Below are 18,189 nucleotides of genomic sequence, written 5' to 3'. Positions count from 1 at the left end.
ATTGATACTCTATTTTATTCTATCTTCATTCTCGGAGAGTGACAGAAGAGGGATAACCTGATGCTATGGTTATGCGATCGCGACCTTTCAGTTGATGTTTTTAGCAAAATACCACCGAAAAAGGTCGCTATAGCGACCTTTGAGCTACCTTGTCACCCCTTAAGCTTTGATTCAATAGGGGATTGGTTTTCAAAAATAGAGTCTCTGATGAGAGAAACAGTTGTCACTTGTTTTCTATGGACTAACACTATCGGGTTCAATGGGTTGCAATAACCGTTCTCCCTGACCCAAATACCAATCAAGCCAAATTTGTAAGATTGCTTTTCCTTCTGAATTGGGTAAATTCTCAAGAGATTTAAGGGCTTCATCTCGATGATTTAGTGCTGAATGAATTAAGCGAGTCCGAATATCCATTTCATCCAGCAATGTGCAGATTGTCTTCCTGTGGTATTGTTTTTGGTGAAACATCTTTTCTAAACGTTCTGCGTTAGGATGATCGAGGGATAAACCCAAAAGAACTGGAAATGTTTTTTTTTCGATTTCTCGTTGATTTTCCACAGTGGGAAACCAAATCGATTCAATATCATCTAACATTTGGGTCATCCATCCTAAATGTTGACCAAATTCAGCAGCAGCATTCAGTTGTTGGGGGTCAGCAGCAGCTACACAAGCACCGATAACGGTGGCAAATTGATAAGCAGGTAGGGTTTTGAGTTTAATCAGGTCTTGATACTCTTGCAAGGAGTTGACATTGGTTTTTAAATCTCGGTCTTGTCCTTGGCAAACTTGCAGGAATGATTGAAAATAATATGGGATTAAGTCACTGGAACTGGGTGGCGCGATCGCAAAGTTCAATAATTCCTGAGTGGCGATCGCATTGATTGCCATGGCATAATGAATTGCCCGACCCATACCCACCTGACGATCCAAAGAAGTCGGATCGTCCCGATCCGCGCAATCATCCATAATTCTAAAACAAACATCCAAAAGCGTCACCACAGCAGCAGTGCGAGTCAGTTCCTCTCGTTTCCCATGACATCCTATCCCAGTCACCATAGGAAGCAGAAAAAAGGGGTTAAGGGGGTTGGGCAGAAATTTGTCGATCGCATCCCCCAATTCCTGCCACTCTTGTTGCGTGATATCTATAGCACAATGACGAATTTCCGCCAAAATCTCCTTTAAATCCACAGAAAGTTGATTCATCTTTGACTAAAATTCTCCCACCCTCTTTACATTCCTTTTTTATCTTTTTTTATCTTTCTTTTTCTGTTTCTGTTCAAGTTTTCTCAGTGTTAGTGCGTCCGTTTGCTCATTTGGATCCCACTCGAAATGACGACCTCCCTCAATTCTATTTCGTAGAGGTCCAGCCCCTTCAAAACTATAAGTATTAGCGAATGGTTCAATATTTGTTAATTTAGCTGTTGTTCTGACAGCACTGGTCATATCTGGATCTCGAACAAAGAGAATATCTGGAGTAATAGTGACTTTCAAAATTGTCATTATTCCATCGTCATCCCCGTAAAAGTTCTGAGCAACCTGTTTAGCGACAACAATATCGTGGCCTAAATAAACATAATCGCGTGCATTGGCCTCTCCTACTGTTCCCACCGCTCCCTTTTTACCCCCATAGCTTGGGTCTAAACCATTCGACACAATAGACTCGACATCCTCTTTTTTCGTGGTATGATAAACGACCTTTTCAGATTTTGGTCGGTAAAGAACAGTGGGTACTTCTTTACGAGATATCTCTGTTCCTAAGTCAAACCAAGTGCTGACTTCCTCAACACGCACAGGTTCAAGATTGAAGCACTTTACAGTAACGGCTGGTATCTTTGAATCTTTTGGGATCTTTGCATATTTGGGGTTTTCCAACACTTTATCAGTCAATTTACTGTTACTGGATGGGAATTGTTGGTTGTCCCGGTCTACATCGTATGTTGGTTTCTCTGATGTTCCGCTTTCTGTGCCACTGCTGCTACTACCCCCATTTTTAAATTGTTTCACGGGTTGAGCTTGGATCGCTGAAGCTTGTCCTAGCTGTTCCCGACTCAATTCTACTTGATTACGCTCCGGCAAGCGAGAAACGACATTGGAAAGACGAGCCGCTTTTGCTCCCATGACATCGGCTTCTTGCTCTAACTTAGAATCTACATTGGCTTTAATCCCTTTGAGTTGCACAGAAGGTTTGACCCTCGCTTGTTTTTGTTGTACAACGTGCCAGGCCTCGTGAGCAAGGTGTTTTTCCTGTTTTGGGGCTACATGAATGTCTGTTCCTTCTGTGTAAGCAGCAGCCTGTAATTTAGCAGGCTCAGGGGAATTATAATGCACTTTGACATCATCTATAGAGATGCCAGAAAGTGTTTCTACCCCAGCTTTCAAGCGATTGGGTAATCCGGTTTTATTTTCTGGTGGTTCTTGGCTTTCTTTGCGTTGCAGTAGGGATTTCATCTGCAAATTATTTTCCTGTGTTTCCTGGGGTGCATCAGAAACAGGCGAATTAATCCGCTGTACTACATCTTTGGCTACTGCATCTGCTTGTTGTTCATACTGATCGTTGGGTTGACCGATGGTCAACTTAGCTTGCGCAACTTTGCTGTCAATCAGCCGTTGCAGAGGACTTACGGCACCACTCCCTCCGGGTTTCCACTCTGGAAGTTCTGGTTTCCTCTTCTTCGTTGCTTTCGGCTGAATGACAGGAGGTGCAGCAAACTGGGGTTTTGCCTTGTGAGCGGAAGTCTTTGGTTGATGTTGGCGACTCATGGCAGGTTTTGGCAAGCATCCCCTTAATTGTAAGGTAAGGGGCGATCGTTATGGATGCAAGATTTACGCAACTATGTGGGACTCGATCCCGATACCCCCGGTCGAAATATTCTTAATCATGGAAGCAAACAGGCGATCGACTGGAGTGCGGATCATCTCCGAGGCTTTGTTGAAGAGGTGACAGATGAAGGAGAAACCTTGATTTGGAGGCACTAACACAAGGTCAATGCTAAGAGAAAGACCTAAATGCTAAACTAAAACCAAGCTCAATACATACCGCTTTCTCAATCTCTTCCCAGTAAATCTCCTCTAAATCACCCTGTTTATTTTTAATCCTCTGGGCATCCACAGCTCTCATTTGACTTAAGTTGATGTGTCGATCGTTATCTAATCCATTCTTGGCAGTCGGTGTAATATTCACAACAAACGGATAAGTCCTTGCCCCAGGCAACAATGGAGCAACTATTGTCGTTGCCCCATTTTGGTTGCCAATATCATTTTGCAAAATCAGACAAGGTCGCTTTTTATCAGTCTCATGACCAACAACAGGGTGTAGATCGACCCACCATATCTCCCCTCGCTTGTAGGTTAAGTGTCCGTTAGGCATTTAAACCATCGCCCACTGTAATATCCCATACATAAATTTCCTGTTGCAACTCTGGGTCATTAGCCTGATCTTTGTAAGCATCTTCTAGCTCCTTCATAAAAATCCTCCTCTTTTCTTGCCAGAGAATATCATTTATGAAACTGCTACGATTGCTTGCTAACCGATCTACGAACTCTAGAATTTCGTCATCCAAGGTTATGCTGACTTTCTTACTCATGGCTGCCAACCGTATGCGACAGATGGGTATGACTACATCATCATACTAGCTAATCCTACGCTAATTGTCAAGATAGTACTGTTTCGCCTACCACCTGAAGCTGCTGCCCAACAACTTCAAGAACAAGGCTTTCGGGCAGAGGTTGACGCGAGTGGCGATCGCATCCGCAATGAATTGCAGGCAGTGGGTGTTACCTTTAACCTAAATCTCAACTGGATTTACTTTCATGCATAGAGATCTTTAATGAGTGAAACCAACGATGGATCGAATTGGCATCAAGATTTTATTGCCAGTAATTTGTTGGTCATTGGCTATAACGCACTGGGCTGGTCATCTCAGTCAGAAGCGCGGCGCGATCTCTTGTAGCACAAATTCTCCAACATTGGGGGTTGGCGGAGAATCATTCCAAACCCATTTTGTCAGACTTTCTCGCCTTGCGCCGTTCCTGAATGCCTGGTTAGCGGCTTCTGAGAGTGCAATTTTGCCCCATCACTTTATGATTGCTCACATCTTGGAAGTTGTCGATAATTACGATACAACCTCTGTGGTTGTATTGTTGCTGGAGTCTTTCGATAGGGCGACCTTATTTTACTTGAAAAACCTACCCATCACACCACCTCAATGCTACGAGCAAGTCCGTAAGAATTGGGATGAATTCCAGCCAGGAGTGGGCGTTAATATAGGTTCGTGCGACCAGGTGCAGCCTAGTACGATATGACAAAAGTCAACTCCTTTTTGGGGTTTGATCCATAAATAACCAAGTAGGGTTTGCTGAATTCATAGATGACTGTGAATTTTTAATTCATTCCAGAGGATAAGGGCGCGATCGCACTCAATTTCAGCTCTGGATGATCGCCTTGCACTTGCTGAAAATTCCACTCATTCTTAAACAACAACACCGGTCGATCCCAATTATCCTTGACTGTCATCGTATTAAATAAGCGGCCAATCTTGTCCAAAATTTCCCAGCCATTGAGTACCCATCTAGCGACAGAATAGGGTAGGAGTTCTGTGCGCGTTTCCACCCCATATTCATTTAGCAGTCGAAATTGCACCACCTCAAATTGCAACTGTCCCACAGCAGCTAAAATCGGGTCGCGCTTAGATTCATCACTCGAATACATAATCTGTACAGCTCCCTCTTCCCGCAATTGGGTTACCCCTTTATGGAATTGCTTAAACTTGGAGGGATTGGGATTTCTCAAATAGGCAAATAATTCTGGGGAAAAACAGGGAATACCTTCATATTCCAATTTTTTACCCGTATAAATCGTATCTCCGATCGCAAACACGCCAGGATTATTTAACCCAATTACATCCCCCGGATACGCCACATCCACCGATCCTCGGTCTTGAGCAAACAGCTTCTGGGGGCGCGAGAGGCGCACTGTTTTCCCAGTGCGAGCGTGACTGACCGTCATATCCTTTTCAAACTTACCCGTACAAACTCGCACAAATGCCACGCGATCGCGGTGTTTCGGGTCCATATTTGCCTGCAACTTAAACACAAACCCCGTAAACTCTGGATACTCTGGGGACATCAAACCCTGGTTACTCTTGCGATCTCCCGGTTTGAGCGCATAATCTAAAAACGCATCTAAAAACAACTGCACGCCAAAATTAGTCATGGCACTGCCAAAAAACACAGGGGTTAGTTCTCCCGCATGGATTTCGTCTAAGTCAAACTCTGACCCCAACCCATCCAACAATTCCAAATCTTCCTTAAGCTGATAATACAAATCCTGGTCTAACAACTCCTCAATGCGCGGATCGCCCAAGCGAATCATGGTATCCTTTGCCGCTTGTTTACCATGGGCATTGCGTTCAAACAAATGGATTTCCTCGGTACGGCGATCGTACACCCCTTGGAAGCGATCGCCCGTACCAATCGGCCAATTAACCGGATACGTTTTTAACCCCAACTCCTGCTCAATTTCGTCCAACAACTCTAGAGGTTCGCGGGTGGGACGATCCATCTTATTAAAAAACGTAAAAATCGGAATTTTCCGCATTCGACAGACTTCAAACAGTTTGCGGGTTTGTGGCTCCAACCCCTTCGCCGCATCCTCCAACATCACCGCATTATCCGCAGCCGCCAACGTGCGATAAGTATCCTCACTAAAATCCTGGTGTCCCGGAGTATCCAATAAATTAATCTGACAGTCTTGATACTCAAACTGCAACACCGTCGAAGTAATCGAAATTCCCCGTTGTTGCTCCATTGCCATCCAATCTGAAGTTGCTCGGCGCTGACTTGCCCTTGCCTTCACTGCCCCCGCTTCATGAATTGCCCCTCCATAGAGGAGTAATTTTTCTGTTAACGTGGTTTTACCCGCATCAGGGTGAGAAATAATTGCAAAATTACGCCGGCCATCAACCGCGTTTTGTATTTCTGTAGATAGATCGGTAGACATTAGGGATATAGCGCTTCGCGCTGGTAATGGGTAAAATAATGGAGTCAAGGGGTAAGCACTGCCACCCTACTGGCTTGGCAACTCGATCGGTGGCACTAAGTGTATCATGTAATTTTGCTTACCAATAGGCACGCCAGCCATGCGAAGAATATCGTAAGCTGTAACCAGATGAAAGTAAAAGTTTGGCATGAGAAACTCGTTCACATAGGCATCACCCGACAGCTCGATGTAACGACCCTCATTGAGATCGATGCGCGCCAATTCACTTAGCTTTTGATCGTCAACATTAATGCCAGAAACAAGTTTCTGGGTATTTGCTATATGTTCGTATGCCTGTGCCAAAGAGATAACGTCTGGATCGAGATTATCCATCGGTTTGCCCTCGCACCATAAAGCAAAGTTTCGGGGTTGATTACAGGTGAACGCAACTTGTGTACTGAAGGGAAGCATATCCGTTGCAATCCGCTTGTGAAGAAACGACTCACTGCCACTAAAATGATCCGATGCTGACTTTAGGAGGTGTTCGAGAGTGGTTAGGCGACTTTGGAAGATAGTTTTGATCGAATCTATATTCTGACTGGGCATTTGGCGCTCCTTAAAGGTTGAATGAGTTGCGTTTCGTTGCTCAACCCAACTCAGAGATCTATCATAAGCCATCATCTAGAAGTTTTGAGGAATAAACCTTCTACCCTTTAAGGACAAATGATCGTCATATTGATTGCTCAGATCTCGCTTGCCCAGTTTCACCGGTTTAATCGGCAACTCTTCATAGGGAATCAAACTGAGGAAATGGGAAATACAATTGAGGCGGGCCCGTTTCTTGTCATCAGCCGGCACAATATACCAAGGAGCAAAATGAGTGTCTGTTGCCCTTAACATTTTATCCCTAGCCTGGGAATAATCATACCAGCGTCGATAGGATTCTACATCCATGGTGCTTAATTTCCAGATTTTACGCGGATCGTCAATTCGGTCTTGAAATCGACTCTCTTGTTCTGCCATACTCGTATCCAACCAATACTTGATCAGTTGAATGCCGGCATCGACAATCATCTGTTCAAACGTTGGGGTATAGTGCAAAAAACGCTGATATTCCTTATCGGTGCAAAACCCCATCACCCGTTCAACTCCAGCGCGATTGTACCAACTGCGATCGAAAATGACGACTTCTCCGGCTGCGGGAAAATGTTGAATATAACGCTGTAGATATAATTGAGTTTTTTCCCGTTCTGAAGGAGTGGGTAAGGCAACGATGCGAAATACCCTAGGACTGACGCGATCGACTATGCGCTTAATAATACCGCCTTTTCCGGCTGCATCCCGACCTTCAAAGACGATAATAATCCTTAGCCCTTTGGCTTGTACCCAATATTGCAACTTCACCAATTCAGCATGAAGCTGAGTTAATTCAGATTCATATCTTTTCTTGGAGAGTTTACGCGGTTTTGGTCCACTCGCTTTCTTCTTTTTTCCCATGCATTTCTCATGGCAATTTACTCCCCTAGCCTATCATCCTGAACGAATTAATCAGTATCAGCAATGAGTAATAAGTCATGAGTTGAGGCGAGTCTATCTCTGAGTTTGGAGTTTCTCCGTCTCCCTACCTCTTCCTGTCTTCACCATATTCTCAACTCCTCATCATGCCAACTTCACAAAGTTTTGTAACAATAGAAGCAGTCCCTTATGTCAGAATTGATCTATGTTTCTATTTGGATTAGGTAAGAAAACCACCCTCCCCACTCCTGAAGAAGCCTTACCAGGGCGTAAAACCCCCATGCCTGTACCTGATACACACTTTGTTAACGGTAACCCCCTTCAACCTCCCTACCCAGAGGGATTAGAAATGGCGGTGTTTGGCCTAGGCTGTTTTTGGGGAGCAGAACGCTGTTTCTGGAAACAACCAGGAGTCTTTAGCACTGCTGTGGGTTATGCAGGTGGATATACCCCCAATCCCAACTACCATGAAGTGTGTACGGGTAAAACGGGTCATAACGAAGTCGTGCTAGTGGTTTTTGACCCCCAGCAAATTAGTTATGAAAGTCTCCTCAAAGTCTTCTGGGAAAGCCACGATCCTACCCAAGGAATGCGCCAAGGGAATGACGTGGGAACCCAATACCGTTCTGGGATTTATGTCTATTCTGAAGCTCAGAAAGAACGGGCTGAAAAATCCCGCCAAGTCTACCAAGAGGCGCTTAAGAAAGCTGGATATAACGAAATTACGACGGAAATTCTTGACGCGCCTGAGTTTTATTATGCTGAAGACTATCACCAACAGTATCTAGCTAAAAATCCTGGTGGCTATTGTGGGTTGGGAGGAACGAAGGTTTCTTGTCCAGGGGTAACGATGGGTGAGGGAATAGGGAATTAGAGAATAGGGAATGGGCAGGAGAAGGTTGCAATATGATTCAAATTCTACCAACGATATCCTGCCCACCCTATCGGCTGTTTAATACTAAAAACTCCTAGACGTTTTGCCGGGCAGTGAGTCTAGGAGAAACGTTTTTCTATTCAGAGGGGTTAACGGGACTGACGGGGCTCGAACCCGCAACTTCCGCCGTGACAGGGCGGTGCTCTAACCAATTGAACTACAGTCCCTTAATCAAGCCAATATCTATAATTACATGAATTTTGGGGTTTGTCAAGGAGATGGGGAAAAAATTTTGGGAATAGGGAATGGGGAATGGGGAATGGGGAATGGGGAATGGGGAATGGGGAATAGGGAATGGGGAATGGGGAATTAGGAAAGAGGTTTCCGCATCTCCGTGTCCCAGCGTCTTCCCCATCTCCCTATCTCCGTCAGGAAATGACTTCGATGTATTGGCTATCCATCAGAAATGCCCCTCCAGCAAAGCGAACGCCCCAATAGCCTCCGGGACGACAGTCAAGAATTGTGCCTTCTTCACCGAGTTGAACGACATCGGGAGGGCGAAGCATGGGCATGGGTTCGGCGGTTTTGACGTAGGGCGGAAGGGCAATCACGCGCACACGATCGCCGACTTGAAAGGTTTTTGATTCACTCATGGTACTTGCCAAATCCGTTGATGATAGGCTTGAGGATCGGCATAGGGATCGACTGGGGGATGATCGTGATGATGGTGATGATGGCTGCGATCGTGGGAATGATCGCCATCACCGAGAGCAGCTAACCGGAATTTGCATAACTCACAGTTCATCTGTACTTGTCCCAATTGGGTTTCAATTTCGCGATCGCGCACCAGATGCATTAAATGAGGATCGATTCCCATCTCAGATAAGCACACATGGTTAATCTCTGGAAACTGTTCCTGTTGCTCGGCAGTGATATCGGCAATTTTCTTCACCAATACCCCAGTGAATAAGAAATAGGGTAACACGATAATTCGCTTCGGCTGATAGAGGCGAGCGCGACGAAACCCTTCTTCTAGGCGAGGATGGGTAATACCGATGAAACAGGTTTCGACGGTTTGATAACCGCTTCCTTCCCACACCATACGGGCTAACTTATAAACATCTCCATTGGCATCTGGATCGCTCGATCCGCGCCCCACAAAGAGGAGTACGGTGTCAGCGCGGGGATACTCTGGGGTATCCAGGGCAGTTAGGCGATCGCCCCATAACTCTAAAATACTGGGCGTAATCCCAAAATGCCGACCATAGTGAAATGTCACGTGCGGATACTCTAACCGGGCTGCATCCAAGGCATTGGTGACATCAAATTTATTATGGCGGGCAGCAAATAACAAAATCGGCAGCGCAGACACTTCCGTATACCCTTGCTCTACACAGCGTTTAACGCCTTCTAGAATGGTGGGTTCTGTTAACTCCAAAAAACAAGGAATTACGGGTCGAGAAGGGTCTAGAGCTTCATAGGCAGCCGCAAAATCGATAAATGCCTCTCGCCCCTCGCGATCTCGGCTCCCATGGCCAATCATCAACAACGGACGGTTGATGGGCAAGGGAGATAATTGAATTGAAGACGGTTTAAGTTGAAGTTGCATGATAGCTCGTAAGATACGATAACCCTCTGGCATAGTACGTTAATCCTATGGCAGAGGGCTATGCAGGGATGGGGGATAAGGTCGAGTTATTCTAGGTGTAGACATTCCCTCGCGATCTAGAGGGAATCGCCCTCCTACAGGGTTAAAGATTCGGGATTATTTTCAATTAAATCGGCTAAATCTTTAAGGAATGCGGCTGCATCTGCACCGTAGATAATACGATGATCGCAGGTAATATTCACTGTCATTTGTCGGCGCACACCCATTAAACCATTGTCCATGGCTACCACTTGGGGTTTAGAGGCACCAATGGCAAGAATTGAACCTTGACCTGGGGGTAAAATAGCGTCAAATTGATCTACACCAAACATTCCCAAATTGGAGAGGGTGAAGGTTCCACTATTGTATTCTACTGGTTGTAACTGCTTGGAGCGAGAACGAGCGACTAAATCTTTCCAGGTGCGCGAGAGGGAATAAATATCGAGTCGATCGGCATTTTGTAGTACTGGAGTAATTAAGCCGCCATCATCCATGGCAACCGCGATCGCTACATTAATATTGGAGGGATATTGGATGCCTTCTTCGGTATAACCGGCATTAACGATGGGATGTTTAGCCAGAACCACAGCCACTGCTTTAGCTAGCAGAGCGGTCATGGTAACGCCCTTAGACTTAATCTGTTTATAGAGCCGATCCAGGTTATCAGTGGTAATGCTGTAAGCAACATGGAACGTGGGCACTGCTAAACTCGCCACCATGTTGCGGACAACAGCCTGTTGCAACGTATTGAAGCGTACCACCTGACCGGGGGTAACTGCGGGTTTCGGAACTGGAGCTGGAGCAGCCACAGGTTTGGGAGCGGCAACAGGGGCAGGAGCAGCGATCGGCGCTACACTGGGGGCCACACCAGCCGCACTTTCGACATCTTGGGCTACGATGCGTCCATGGGGGCCACTTCCGACTAAAGTCGCTAAATCCACCTTTAAGTCTTTAGCCAATTTCCGGGCGCGAGGAGAAGCAATGGTACGGCCATTGCTGCGAGCTGTTGCGGCAACAGGAGCGGGTGCGGCAGCAACAGGAGCTGGCGCAGGGGCTGGGGCTGGGGTAGCGGCGGGAGCGCTTTTGGCTTGTTGTTTAGCGGTTTCAATTTCAGCTTCGGTTTCGGCAATGAAGGCGATCGCTTCTCCTACCGGTGCAACCCCACCTGCATCTACAATAATGGTGGCGAGATAGCCTTCATAAAAGGATTCCACATCCATGTCTGCCTTATCGGACTCGACAATAACGACGGTTTCTCCTTTCTCAATTTTGTCCCCTAGGGACTTTTCCCAAGAAACAATTTTGCCTTCAGTCATGGTAGAACTGAGGGCAGGCATGAACACTTCATGAATCATGGCACTGTTATCCTTAAAATTTAATTGGGTAATAGGGAATAGGAAAAACCAGTGGCTCCCTATTTCCTTTTGCTTTTTGCCTTTTGCCTGACTTCTTCCAGAAGTCTATATTTCGGCTAAATCTGACCTCGAATTTCTTCGACCACCCCATCTCGGAGGACAATTTCCACCTGCATTTTCTGGATCAAGTTTTCTCCTGGGGTAATGGTAAAGAAGCTATCCATTTGACCTTGATCGACTTCCTTATCTAACTCTAGGGTTTGTACCTGATTCAGTTGGTTTAGAAGTTGATTTTTTTGTTGCAGCAACTCGTTTTTCTTCTGATTCAACTGGGCTTGAATCTGGGTAACCTGTTGGGGATTTTGGGTTTGCATATTGGTAATCATGCTCTGGCCCTGCATCTCTACCTGTTGAATTTGTGTATCCATTTGGTTGAGTTGATTTTGGAGTTGTTCTTGAACTTCTTCCTTCCATCGAGAAGTCACAATGACTTTAATCCGAACGGGTCGTTTGAGCAGCAGGTTTTGGGTATCCATGTTTAGCAAATTCACGCTGTGTAAGTCCAGTGCAATTGAGGGTCAAAACAGGCGATCCTGTTTCTGAAGATGATTAAGTGAACATCCCGTTAATCATATCGCGATACTGTTCTCTCACAATGGGACGTTTGATTTTCAAGGTTTGGGTCATCATGCCATTGTTAATGGAGAAGGGTTCAGTAATCAAACGGAAGGGGCCAATACGGTCATCGGGGCGATACCCTGGGCGATTTTTGACTTCCCGGTTGAGTTCGGCTCGGAACAGCTCTTGAATGGCTTCATGATCGAAGTTGAGCTGCAAGGTACTATCCTCAAGGGTTTGGGCAATTGCCCGATCGCCAGGATGATGGTGTTTGACCCAGGTCTCTAGGGCTTCGACATTGGGCACAATTAAGGCTCCGAGCGATCGCCGATCTTGCCCCACAAGCATCATTTGATCGATATACGGACTGCGGGTACAAGCATCTTCAATGGGTTGGGGTTCGATATTTTCCCCATTGGTTAAAACAATGGTATCTTTAGCTCTTCCGGTAATCACCAGTTGTCCCTCTGGGGTGAGGAAGCCTAAATCTCCGGTATCAAACCATCCGTCAGAGTCAATGGCCTTAGCCGTGGCTTGAATATTCCCATAATAGCCTTGCATAATTTGGGGGCCTCTAGCCACAATCAATCCCCGATCGCCTTGGGGCAGGGGTTGGCGTGTGTTTGGCTCGATAATTCGCACTTCAGTGCCGGGTAGGGGTGTACCGGACGATCCGCGTAAATTGCGATCGCAGCGCCGAGCGGTGAGTACTGGAGCCGTTTCGGTTAAACCATAGCCAACTAAAATCTCAAAGTTAATCATTTCAAAGAACTTATCAATATGCTTGGCTAAGGAACCTCCTCCACTAATGACTTGTTTCATCTGTCCACCTGTGGCTTGGCGAACTTTTTGATAAATCAGGCGATCGCCTAAATAATGTAAAGGAGCCAGTAGCGCCGCCTTAATGGTAGCTGAGGTACGTTCTGAAGCAGATGGGTTGAGATTCTCTAACTCTAGTTGTTCCTTAATCCGTTTGGCCGAAACATAGTCTTCCGAAAATCCGAGAAAGGTTTGGATTAATTTTTGCCGACTTTGGGGCTGTTCCCGAAATTCTTTCTGAATACCTTCATAAATAGATTCCCACAACCGAGGCACACCTACCATGTAATGGGGTTTATAGTTTTTTAGGTCTTGTTTGAAGTTGCGGATATTGGTGTATCTCTGGGAACAACCTTGGGAGAGCAGATAGTACTCGATCGTGCGCTCGTACACATGCCAAGAGGGAAGAATGCTTAAAATGCGATCGCCCGGATCGGGAGCCACCACAACTGCCAAAGTACTGACTTGATAGAGCAAATTACGATGGGAGAGCATCGCACCCTTGGGTTTTCCCGTAGTTCCAGACGTATAAATGAGCGTCGCTAACTGCTTGGGGTTGTGTTCTACTGGTTGATAGGATTGTCCCTGGGCACGGTCGCATAATTGCCCAAAATTAAGATATAGAGGAGCCTCACCAGAAGAAATGGGTGGGTCTTCATCACTAAGGAGGATAATCGCTTGTAGAGTAATCGAGTTTAAGCGAGGAGCCAGTTTATCCAGGGTTTTGAGATTTTCCACAATCAGAAAACTGCTGCCGCTATCTTGGAGGATATAGAGCAATTCGTCGATATCTGCTTGGGAACTTCGCACCGCATTGGCGGCTCCAGCCATCATAATCCCTTGGTCAACGACAAACCATCGGGGGCTATTATCGGCAAACAGGGCAATGCGATCGCCAGGATTAACACCTATTTGTTGCAGAGCGATCGCCACCTGTTGCATTTGCTCGTACATCTGGCTATAGGTTAGGCTGACCTTCTGTTGGCTATGGATATCTTCGAGCGCGACAATATCGCCAAACTTTTGGGCGGCGATCGGCCAAATTTGGGCGATCGATCCTAGGTGACTATAATTCACAGCATGACTTAAATTCGCCTTTTCTAGCACTGACAGATTCGGATAATCAGATGCCACAAACCCATTACTCATCTTTGTTCTAATCCCACACTCAGTTTGTTCCAGTGTATAAGACAGTGGAGAGTCGGCAGTCGGGAATAGGAAATAGGAAAAACCACACGATCAAAGGCTCAAACCCTGAGTAGGAGCTTGCCTATTTTTCACTCCTACTGCCTATTCTCTGCCTATTGACAAAATGCCTAGACTATGCATCAACCTATTTTCGTTTAATGTTGGTGAAAATCTGACCGGAGAGTTGGTCTAAAGACCCCGCAGTGGCATGATATTCATATTGTGCTTTTAGCGGTGAGACACACCGTTTCAGCCTGTGGAGCGAATGTCAGACTCGAAAGGCATTGTGCCCTAGAACGCTGTTGCGAAAAACCCGCAAGGGACAGAAGCAGGAACCCAAATCGTGAGGTTTGGGAATCACCGTCCTTCCAGGGCGGTGAGGATGTCAAAATGAAGATCGACATAGAGGGTAACAATCCCAAGTCCAGTAGGTATTTTAACTCCTCATGGGTCTTGGGTAGGCCAAAGTGTTGAAAATTCCAATAACAAAATGTCATAGTCTTTGAGGGAGAACCATGCTGAAACGATACATTGTGCTGATATTAGCCACTGTATTTCTGGCCCTGAACGTTGTTGTCGGGAGTGCGACGGCTGCCAATATTTCGGAAAAGAACCGCACTATTCCCGTGAATCAAGCAGGTGAGACCACAACAATTACTCAAGATGAGTATGTGTTAGGGAAGAGACTGTTTGTGGATACTTGTTCCCAGTGTCATGGAACAGGGATGACCAAAACCAACCCGAATGTGGGATTGGGTATTGAGGCTATGGCTGGAGCAGAACCCCCCCGTGATAATCTAGCGGCTTTAGTTGACTATATGCAGAATCCCACCACCTATGATGGAGAGATTGAAATTTATGAACTCCATCCGAGTACTCGGAGTGCGGATATTTTCCCAGAAATGAGAAACCTGAGTGATGACGATTTAAAAGCGATCGGCTCTTATATTCTGGTGGAAATGAATGTGCGTCCGAATCAGTGGGGAGCGGGTAAAAATACTCGTTAATTCTCAAAAGAGGCGCTCCGACTCCTGGGGGTAGGAGTGGCACTTTTTCCAGTTCAATAGCAGCAGTCTTGAGTACTGCTGCTCTTAATGTTGATTTATCTAAAGTTCATGATTAATTTCCCTCGATTCAAATTGGGTTTAAACGTTTTTTTGGCTGAGAGTGGGCGACAATGGAGGTGTTGGCTGCGTCCAGTGGTGGCGATCGCCTTAACCATCGGTTTACTCTGGACTCTAGCCACCCCTTCAGCTTTGGCTTCAGATCGCTATGTCATCCGTTTCCTAAAAGCCTTCGATCCGGTAGAAATTCCCTTAGATACGGCAGGTAATACGCAAACGGTGACCCCAGATCAGTTATCGGAAGGGAAAACTCTGTTTAACAAAAATTGTGAAAATTGTCATTTAGGGGGCACCACCTTGCTGAGTGACTATGAGTCCTTGTCTTTAGAGTCTCTGCACAATTCTACTCCTCCCTTGGATAACATCAATAACATGGTGGGTTATCTACGCGCTCCCTTAAAACAAAAAGGGGACTATCAAAAATATGCCTGCCGTGAAGTGAGTCCAGAGTGGATGTCTTCTGAAGAACTGGAAAATTTATCGGCTTTTCTGATTCGTGCGGCTCAAGAAGTTGAAGGTTGGGGCGCTGGAGAGTTTTAGATTAGGGAATGGGGAATAGGGAATAGGGAATAGGGGAATGAGGGAGTGGGGTAGGGTGGGCAGGAGGATAAACGACATCATTCAAATTTTACAAGCAGACCCTGCCCACCTCACCCGATACTTTAATTGTTAATTGATATAAGGTGAATTCTGATGGTACAGGCTCCTCCCCAACCTAAACCGCTTCTACTCCAATTACCTCACCAGCTACTGCTCCAGGTGACACGGGAACAGTTTGTGGCATTGGTTAGGGTAAATCGCGATCTCAGACTTGAACGCACTGCTACAGGAGAACTGATTGTCAATCCACCCACAGGTGGCGAAACCGGTAAACGAAATGCGAAAATCGGCACTCAGCTCGGTATTTGGGGTGAAGCAAATCAGAAGTTAGGGGAATATTTTGACTCATCAACTGGATTTGAGCTGCCCAATGGAGCCAACCGATCGCCGGATGCGTCTTTTGTAAGGAAAGATAAATGGGAAGCGCTAACACCCGAACAGAGGGAAGGCTTTATTCCTCTATGTCCTGACTTTGTTGTGGAGCTACGTTCTAAGACAGATAGCCTTAAAGATCTGCGGACTAAGATGCAGGAATATATCGATAATGGTACTCAGTTGGGATGGCTGATCGATCCGAAGAATAAGCGAGTGGAAATTTATCGGGCGAATCAAGTGGTGGAAGGGGTGGAAAATGCGATCGCTTTATCGGGAGAAGCGGTTTTGCCTGGGTTTACGCTTTCAATGGAACGCATTTGGTCTTAGGTTTTCTGTCAAGATCGATGCGATCGCGAGAAAAGATGAAGAGCTACAAACCCGGTTTCTTTGTACTTCTGGCAATATCAAGATGATGCTGTGTCATGGCACTACGATATAATAGATGTGACCATTATGGATTGCTTGTACATGATGCAGGAATACCAAAAACTCATTGTTTCCGATCCTCAAATTATGATGGGAAAACCCACGATTTGGGGAACTCGAATTACCGTTGAACTGATTCTAGAAAGTCTTGCTGCTGGCGAAACTCAGGAGCAACTCTTGCAAGCTTATCCTAGACTCGATCGCCAGTCTATCCTCGCCGCCCTTGCCTTTGCTGCTGAAGCCTTAAAAGCGGATGTGGTGTATCCAGTTTTGGATGTAGCTTCGTGAAATTGTTAGCAGATGAAAATATTAATGAACTCATTGTCGATCGCCTGAGAAAAGATGGTCATAGAGTTTGGTATGTTGTCGAAATGGAGCCAGGAATTTCTGATGATAAAGTACTTGATTTAGCTAACCAAGAAAATGCTCTGTTATTAACTGGAGATAAGGATTTTGGGGAGCTAGTTTTCCGTTTAGGGCGTGTTACATCTGGGGTAATCTTAATTCGGTTGCTCGGATTATCGAATGAGAGTAAGGTAACGATAATTGCGAATGCAATCGCTCAATACGCGGATCGACTCCCTGGTGCTTTTACTGTAATCGCTCCTACCACAATTCGGATTCGGAACATGGAGATCTGAAGGATGAAAAAATCAGCACAAGAACTGATTCGTACTCTGTGCTTCTTGCGGCTGTTAGAAACCGGGTTTCTTCCCACAGATGCACCCTGCGATGGAGAGGAGCGAGAAACCCGGTTTCTTTGCACTTCTCGCACCCTGTGTTCCCCAATGTCATGGCGAACGAAGTGAAGCCATCTCATACTCTTGGAGACTTATTGAGATGGCTTCGCTACACTCCGTTCCGCTCGCAATGACAGATCAAGTCATTGCGAATGAAGCGAAGCGGAATAAAGCAATCTCAGCCCCCTGCGGTAATATGAGATAGCTTCCCTACACTCCGTTCCCCTGGCCATGACCCACAACATCCCCGCCAGAGAAATTTTCGATACAATAGAAACGAGCGATCGCTGTTCATTGTTCATTGTTCATTGATATGAGAATCGTCGGAACTCTGGTAGCGCTGGGAGTGTGGATGACTCCGGTAATGGTGACGGTGGCAGAGCAACCCAGTTGGGCGCAAAGTCAGCAACCTTCGGCGGAGGAAATTTGGGTAGCCATACAACAGTTAACGGATCAAGCAATTCAACTGCAACAACGAGGAAAATCACAAGAAGCTATAGAAGTTTGGCAGCAAGTTTTAGCCATTTCGCAAGCATTAGAAATTACAGAAGTTGAAGCCGTTGCATGGTTATTTATTGGTCGTAATTCCTATGATATTAGGAAAACCTAAAGTTGCCATAGAAGCCGACGAACAAGCCCTACCCCTTTACCGAACAGTAGAAGACGGATCAGGAGAAGCGACGACGTTGAATAACTTGGGGTTAGTTCACCACAGCATTGGTCAACCGCAACGAGCGATCGCCTATTACGAACAAGCCTTATCCCTTCACCGAGCAGTGGAAGACCGAGGGGGAGAAGCCGTGACGTTGACTAATTTGGGAACAGTTTACTACAGCATCGGAGAAGTGCAAGAGGCGATAAAGTATTACGAACAGGCCTTGCCCATTTACATAGCAGTGGAAGATAGAGGGGGAGAAGCCGTGACGTTGA

22 protein-coding genes, 1 tRNA gene and 2 pseudogenes are annotated in these 18,189 nt (G+C 46.0%); 11 read left to right on the top strand and 14 right to left on the bottom strand.

What is annotated here, in order from left to right; translation table 11 throughout:
* Positions 1–234: 234 nt before the first annotated feature.
* Together AC3A14_RS19850 and AC3A14_RS19845 are read right to left on the bottom strand one after the other, a co-directional pair.
* A complete protein-coding gene (locus AC3A14_RS19850; RefSeq protein ID WP_318700419.1) occupies positions 235–1,203 on the bottom strand; it encodes a polyprenyl synthetase family protein in 969 nt (322 codons plus the stop codon).
* 39 nt (positions 1,204–1,242) lie between these two features.
* Entirely contained in the window at positions 1,243–2,760 is a 1,518-nt protein-coding gene (locus tag AC3A14_RS19845; protein WP_318719882.1) for an eCIS core domain-containing protein, read from the bottom strand.
* 33 nt (positions 2,761–2,793) lie between these two features.
* Here AC3A14_RS19845 and AC3A14_RS19840 point away from each other — a divergent pair.
* Positions 2,794–2,961 (top strand): annotated as a pseudogene (locus tag AC3A14_RS19840) (NAD(P)/FAD-dependent oxidoreductase); the annotation flags it as partial.
* 28 nt (positions 2,962–2,989) lie between these two features.
* Here the strand turns inward: AC3A14_RS19840 and AC3A14_RS19835 are convergent.
* Both AC3A14_RS19835 and mazE read right to left on the bottom strand, forming a co-directional pair.
* Positions 2,990–3,367, bottom strand: coding sequence for a type II toxin-antitoxin system PemK/MazF family toxin (locus AC3A14_RS19835; protein WP_318700422.1), 378 nt, complete (start codon positions 3,365–3,367; stop codon positions 2,990–2,992).
* On the bottom strand, positions 3,360–3,584 hold the full coding sequence (gene mazE, locus AC3A14_RS19830) for a type II toxin-antitoxin system MazE family antitoxin (protein ID WP_318700423.1): 225 nt from the start codon (positions 3,582–3,584) through the stop codon (positions 3,360–3,362). The genes AC3A14_RS19835 and mazE overlap by 8 nt, the downstream gene beginning before the upstream one ends.
* 243 nt (positions 3,585–3,827) lie before the next feature.
* On the opposite strand from mazE, the pseudogene AC3A14_RS19825 reads away from it, so the two are divergent.
* A pseudogene (locus tag AC3A14_RS19825) lies at positions 3,828–4,302 on the top strand (hypothetical protein).
* A 79-nt stretch (positions 4,303–4,381) separates the two neighbouring features.
* Here the strand turns inward: AC3A14_RS19825 and prfC are convergent.
* From prfC to ppk2, 3 genes are all read right to left on the bottom strand, one after another.
* Entirely contained in the window at positions 4,382–5,998 is a 1,617-nt protein-coding gene (gene prfC, locus AC3A14_RS19820) for a peptide chain release factor 3 (protein WP_318700425.1), read from the bottom strand.
* A 66-nt stretch (positions 5,999–6,064) separates the two neighbouring features.
* Positions 6,065–6,583, bottom strand: coding sequence for a DUF1993 domain-containing protein (locus tag AC3A14_RS19815; protein ID WP_413039136.1), 519 nt, complete (start codon positions 6,581–6,583; stop codon positions 6,065–6,067).
* A 75-nt stretch (positions 6,584–6,658) separates the two neighbouring features.
* Positions 6,659–7,474, bottom strand: coding sequence for a polyphosphate kinase 2 (gene ppk2 / locus AC3A14_RS19810; protein WP_318733854.1), 816 nt, complete (start codon positions 7,472–7,474; stop codon positions 6,659–6,661).
* Positions 7,475–7,697: 223 nt separating this feature from the next.
* Between ppk2 and msrA the strand changes: the two genes are divergently transcribed.
* Positions 7,698–8,366, top strand: a complete 669-nt coding sequence (msrA, locus tag AC3A14_RS19805) for a peptide-methionine (S)-S-oxide reductase MsrA (RefSeq protein WP_318733856.1) — start codon at positions 7,698–7,700, stop codon at positions 8,364–8,366.
* A 153-nt stretch (positions 8,367–8,519) separates the two neighbouring features.
* Here the strand turns inward: msrA and AC3A14_RS19800 are convergent.
* The 7 genes from AC3A14_RS19800 to AC3A14_RS19770 all read right to left on the bottom strand — a co-directional run bounded on the left by AC3A14_RS19800 (position 8,520) and on the right by AC3A14_RS19770 (position 13,955).
* Positions 8,520–8,593, bottom strand: a tRNA-Asp gene (locus AC3A14_RS19800).
* Complete coding sequence (locus AC3A14_RS19795; RefSeq protein WP_318736861.1) at positions 8,584–8,781, bottom strand: hypothetical protein; 198 nt, start codon at positions 8,779–8,781, stop codon at positions 8,584–8,586. The genes AC3A14_RS19800 and AC3A14_RS19795 overlap by 10 nt, the downstream gene beginning before the upstream one ends.
* A gap of 13 nt (positions 8,782–8,794) precedes the next feature.
* A complete protein-coding gene (gene sipA / locus AC3A14_RS19790) occupies positions 8,795–9,019 on the bottom strand; it encodes a regulatory protein SipA (protein WP_318733858.1) in 225 nt (74 codons plus the stop codon).
* On the bottom strand, positions 9,016–10,008 hold the full coding sequence (locus AC3A14_RS19785) for a sirohydrochlorin chelatase (protein WP_318733860.1): 993 nt from the start codon (positions 10,006–10,008) through the stop codon (positions 9,016–9,018). The genes sipA and AC3A14_RS19785 overlap by 4 nt, the downstream gene beginning before the upstream one ends.
* 101 nt (positions 10,009–10,109) lie before the next feature.
* Entirely contained in the window at positions 10,110–11,369 is a 1,260-nt protein-coding gene (locus tag AC3A14_RS19780) for a dihydrolipoamide acetyltransferase family protein (protein WP_318733862.1), read from the bottom strand.
* A 116-nt stretch (positions 11,370–11,485) separates the two neighbouring features.
* The gene (locus AC3A14_RS19775) at positions 11,486–11,905 is read right to left on the bottom strand and encodes a YlqD family protein (protein WP_271941925.1); all 420 of its coding nucleotides are present in this window, start codon (positions 11,903–11,905) and stop codon (positions 11,486–11,488) included.
* 73 nt (positions 11,906–11,978) lie between these two features.
* Entirely contained in the window at positions 11,979–13,955 is a 1,977-nt protein-coding gene (locus AC3A14_RS19770; protein WP_318733864.1) for an AMP-dependent synthetase/ligase, read from the bottom strand.
* A gap of 554 nt (positions 13,956–14,509) precedes the next feature.
* Here AC3A14_RS19770 and psbV point away from each other — a divergent pair.
* The 8 genes from psbV to AC3A14_RS19730 form a co-directional block, all read left to right on the top strand.
* A complete protein-coding gene (psbV, locus tag AC3A14_RS19765) occupies positions 14,510–15,001 on the top strand; it encodes a photosystem II cytochrome c-550 (protein WP_318733867.1) in 492 nt (163 codons plus the stop codon).
* Positions 15,002–15,109: 108 nt separating this feature from the next.
* On the top strand, positions 15,110–15,658 hold the full coding sequence (gene psbV2 / locus AC3A14_RS19760) for a photosystem II cytochrome PsbV2 (protein WP_318733869.1): 549 nt from the start codon (positions 15,110–15,112) through the stop codon (positions 15,656–15,658).
* A 153-nt stretch (positions 15,659–15,811) separates the two neighbouring features.
* Positions 15,812–16,420, top strand: a complete 609-nt coding sequence (locus tag AC3A14_RS19755; protein WP_318733871.1) for a Uma2 family endonuclease — start codon at positions 15,812–15,814, stop codon at positions 16,418–16,420.
* A 144-nt stretch (positions 16,421–16,564) separates the two neighbouring features.
* Positions 16,565–16,807, top strand: a complete 243-nt coding sequence (locus AC3A14_RS19750) for a DUF433 domain-containing protein (protein WP_413039135.1) — start codon at positions 16,565–16,567, stop codon at positions 16,805–16,807.
* On the top strand, positions 16,804–17,160 hold the full coding sequence (locus AC3A14_RS19745) for a DUF5615 family PIN-like protein (protein WP_318733875.1): 357 nt from the start codon (positions 16,804–16,806) through the stop codon (positions 17,158–17,160). Before AC3A14_RS19750 ends, AC3A14_RS19745 begins: the two co-directional genes overlap by 4 nt.
* A 3-nt stretch (positions 17,161–17,163) precedes the next feature.
* A complete protein-coding gene (locus AC3A14_RS19740) occupies positions 17,164–17,328 on the top strand; it encodes a hypothetical protein (RefSeq protein ID WP_318733877.1) in 165 nt (54 codons plus the stop codon).
* Positions 17,329–17,572: 244 nt separating this feature from the next.
* A complete protein-coding gene (locus AC3A14_RS19735) occupies positions 17,573–17,869 on the top strand; it encodes a hypothetical protein (RefSeq protein WP_318733879.1) in 297 nt (98 codons plus the stop codon).
* Positions 17,850–18,189 (top strand): tetratricopeptide repeat protein (locus AC3A14_RS19730; protein WP_487779120.1); only part of this gene is annotated, 340 nt, incomplete at its 3' end. The genes AC3A14_RS19735 and AC3A14_RS19730, both read left to right, overlap by 20 nt.

The sequence above is a fragment of the Roseofilum sp. genome, assembly GCF_982964205.1.
This window is presented reverse-complemented; position numbering and strand designations above follow the sequence as displayed.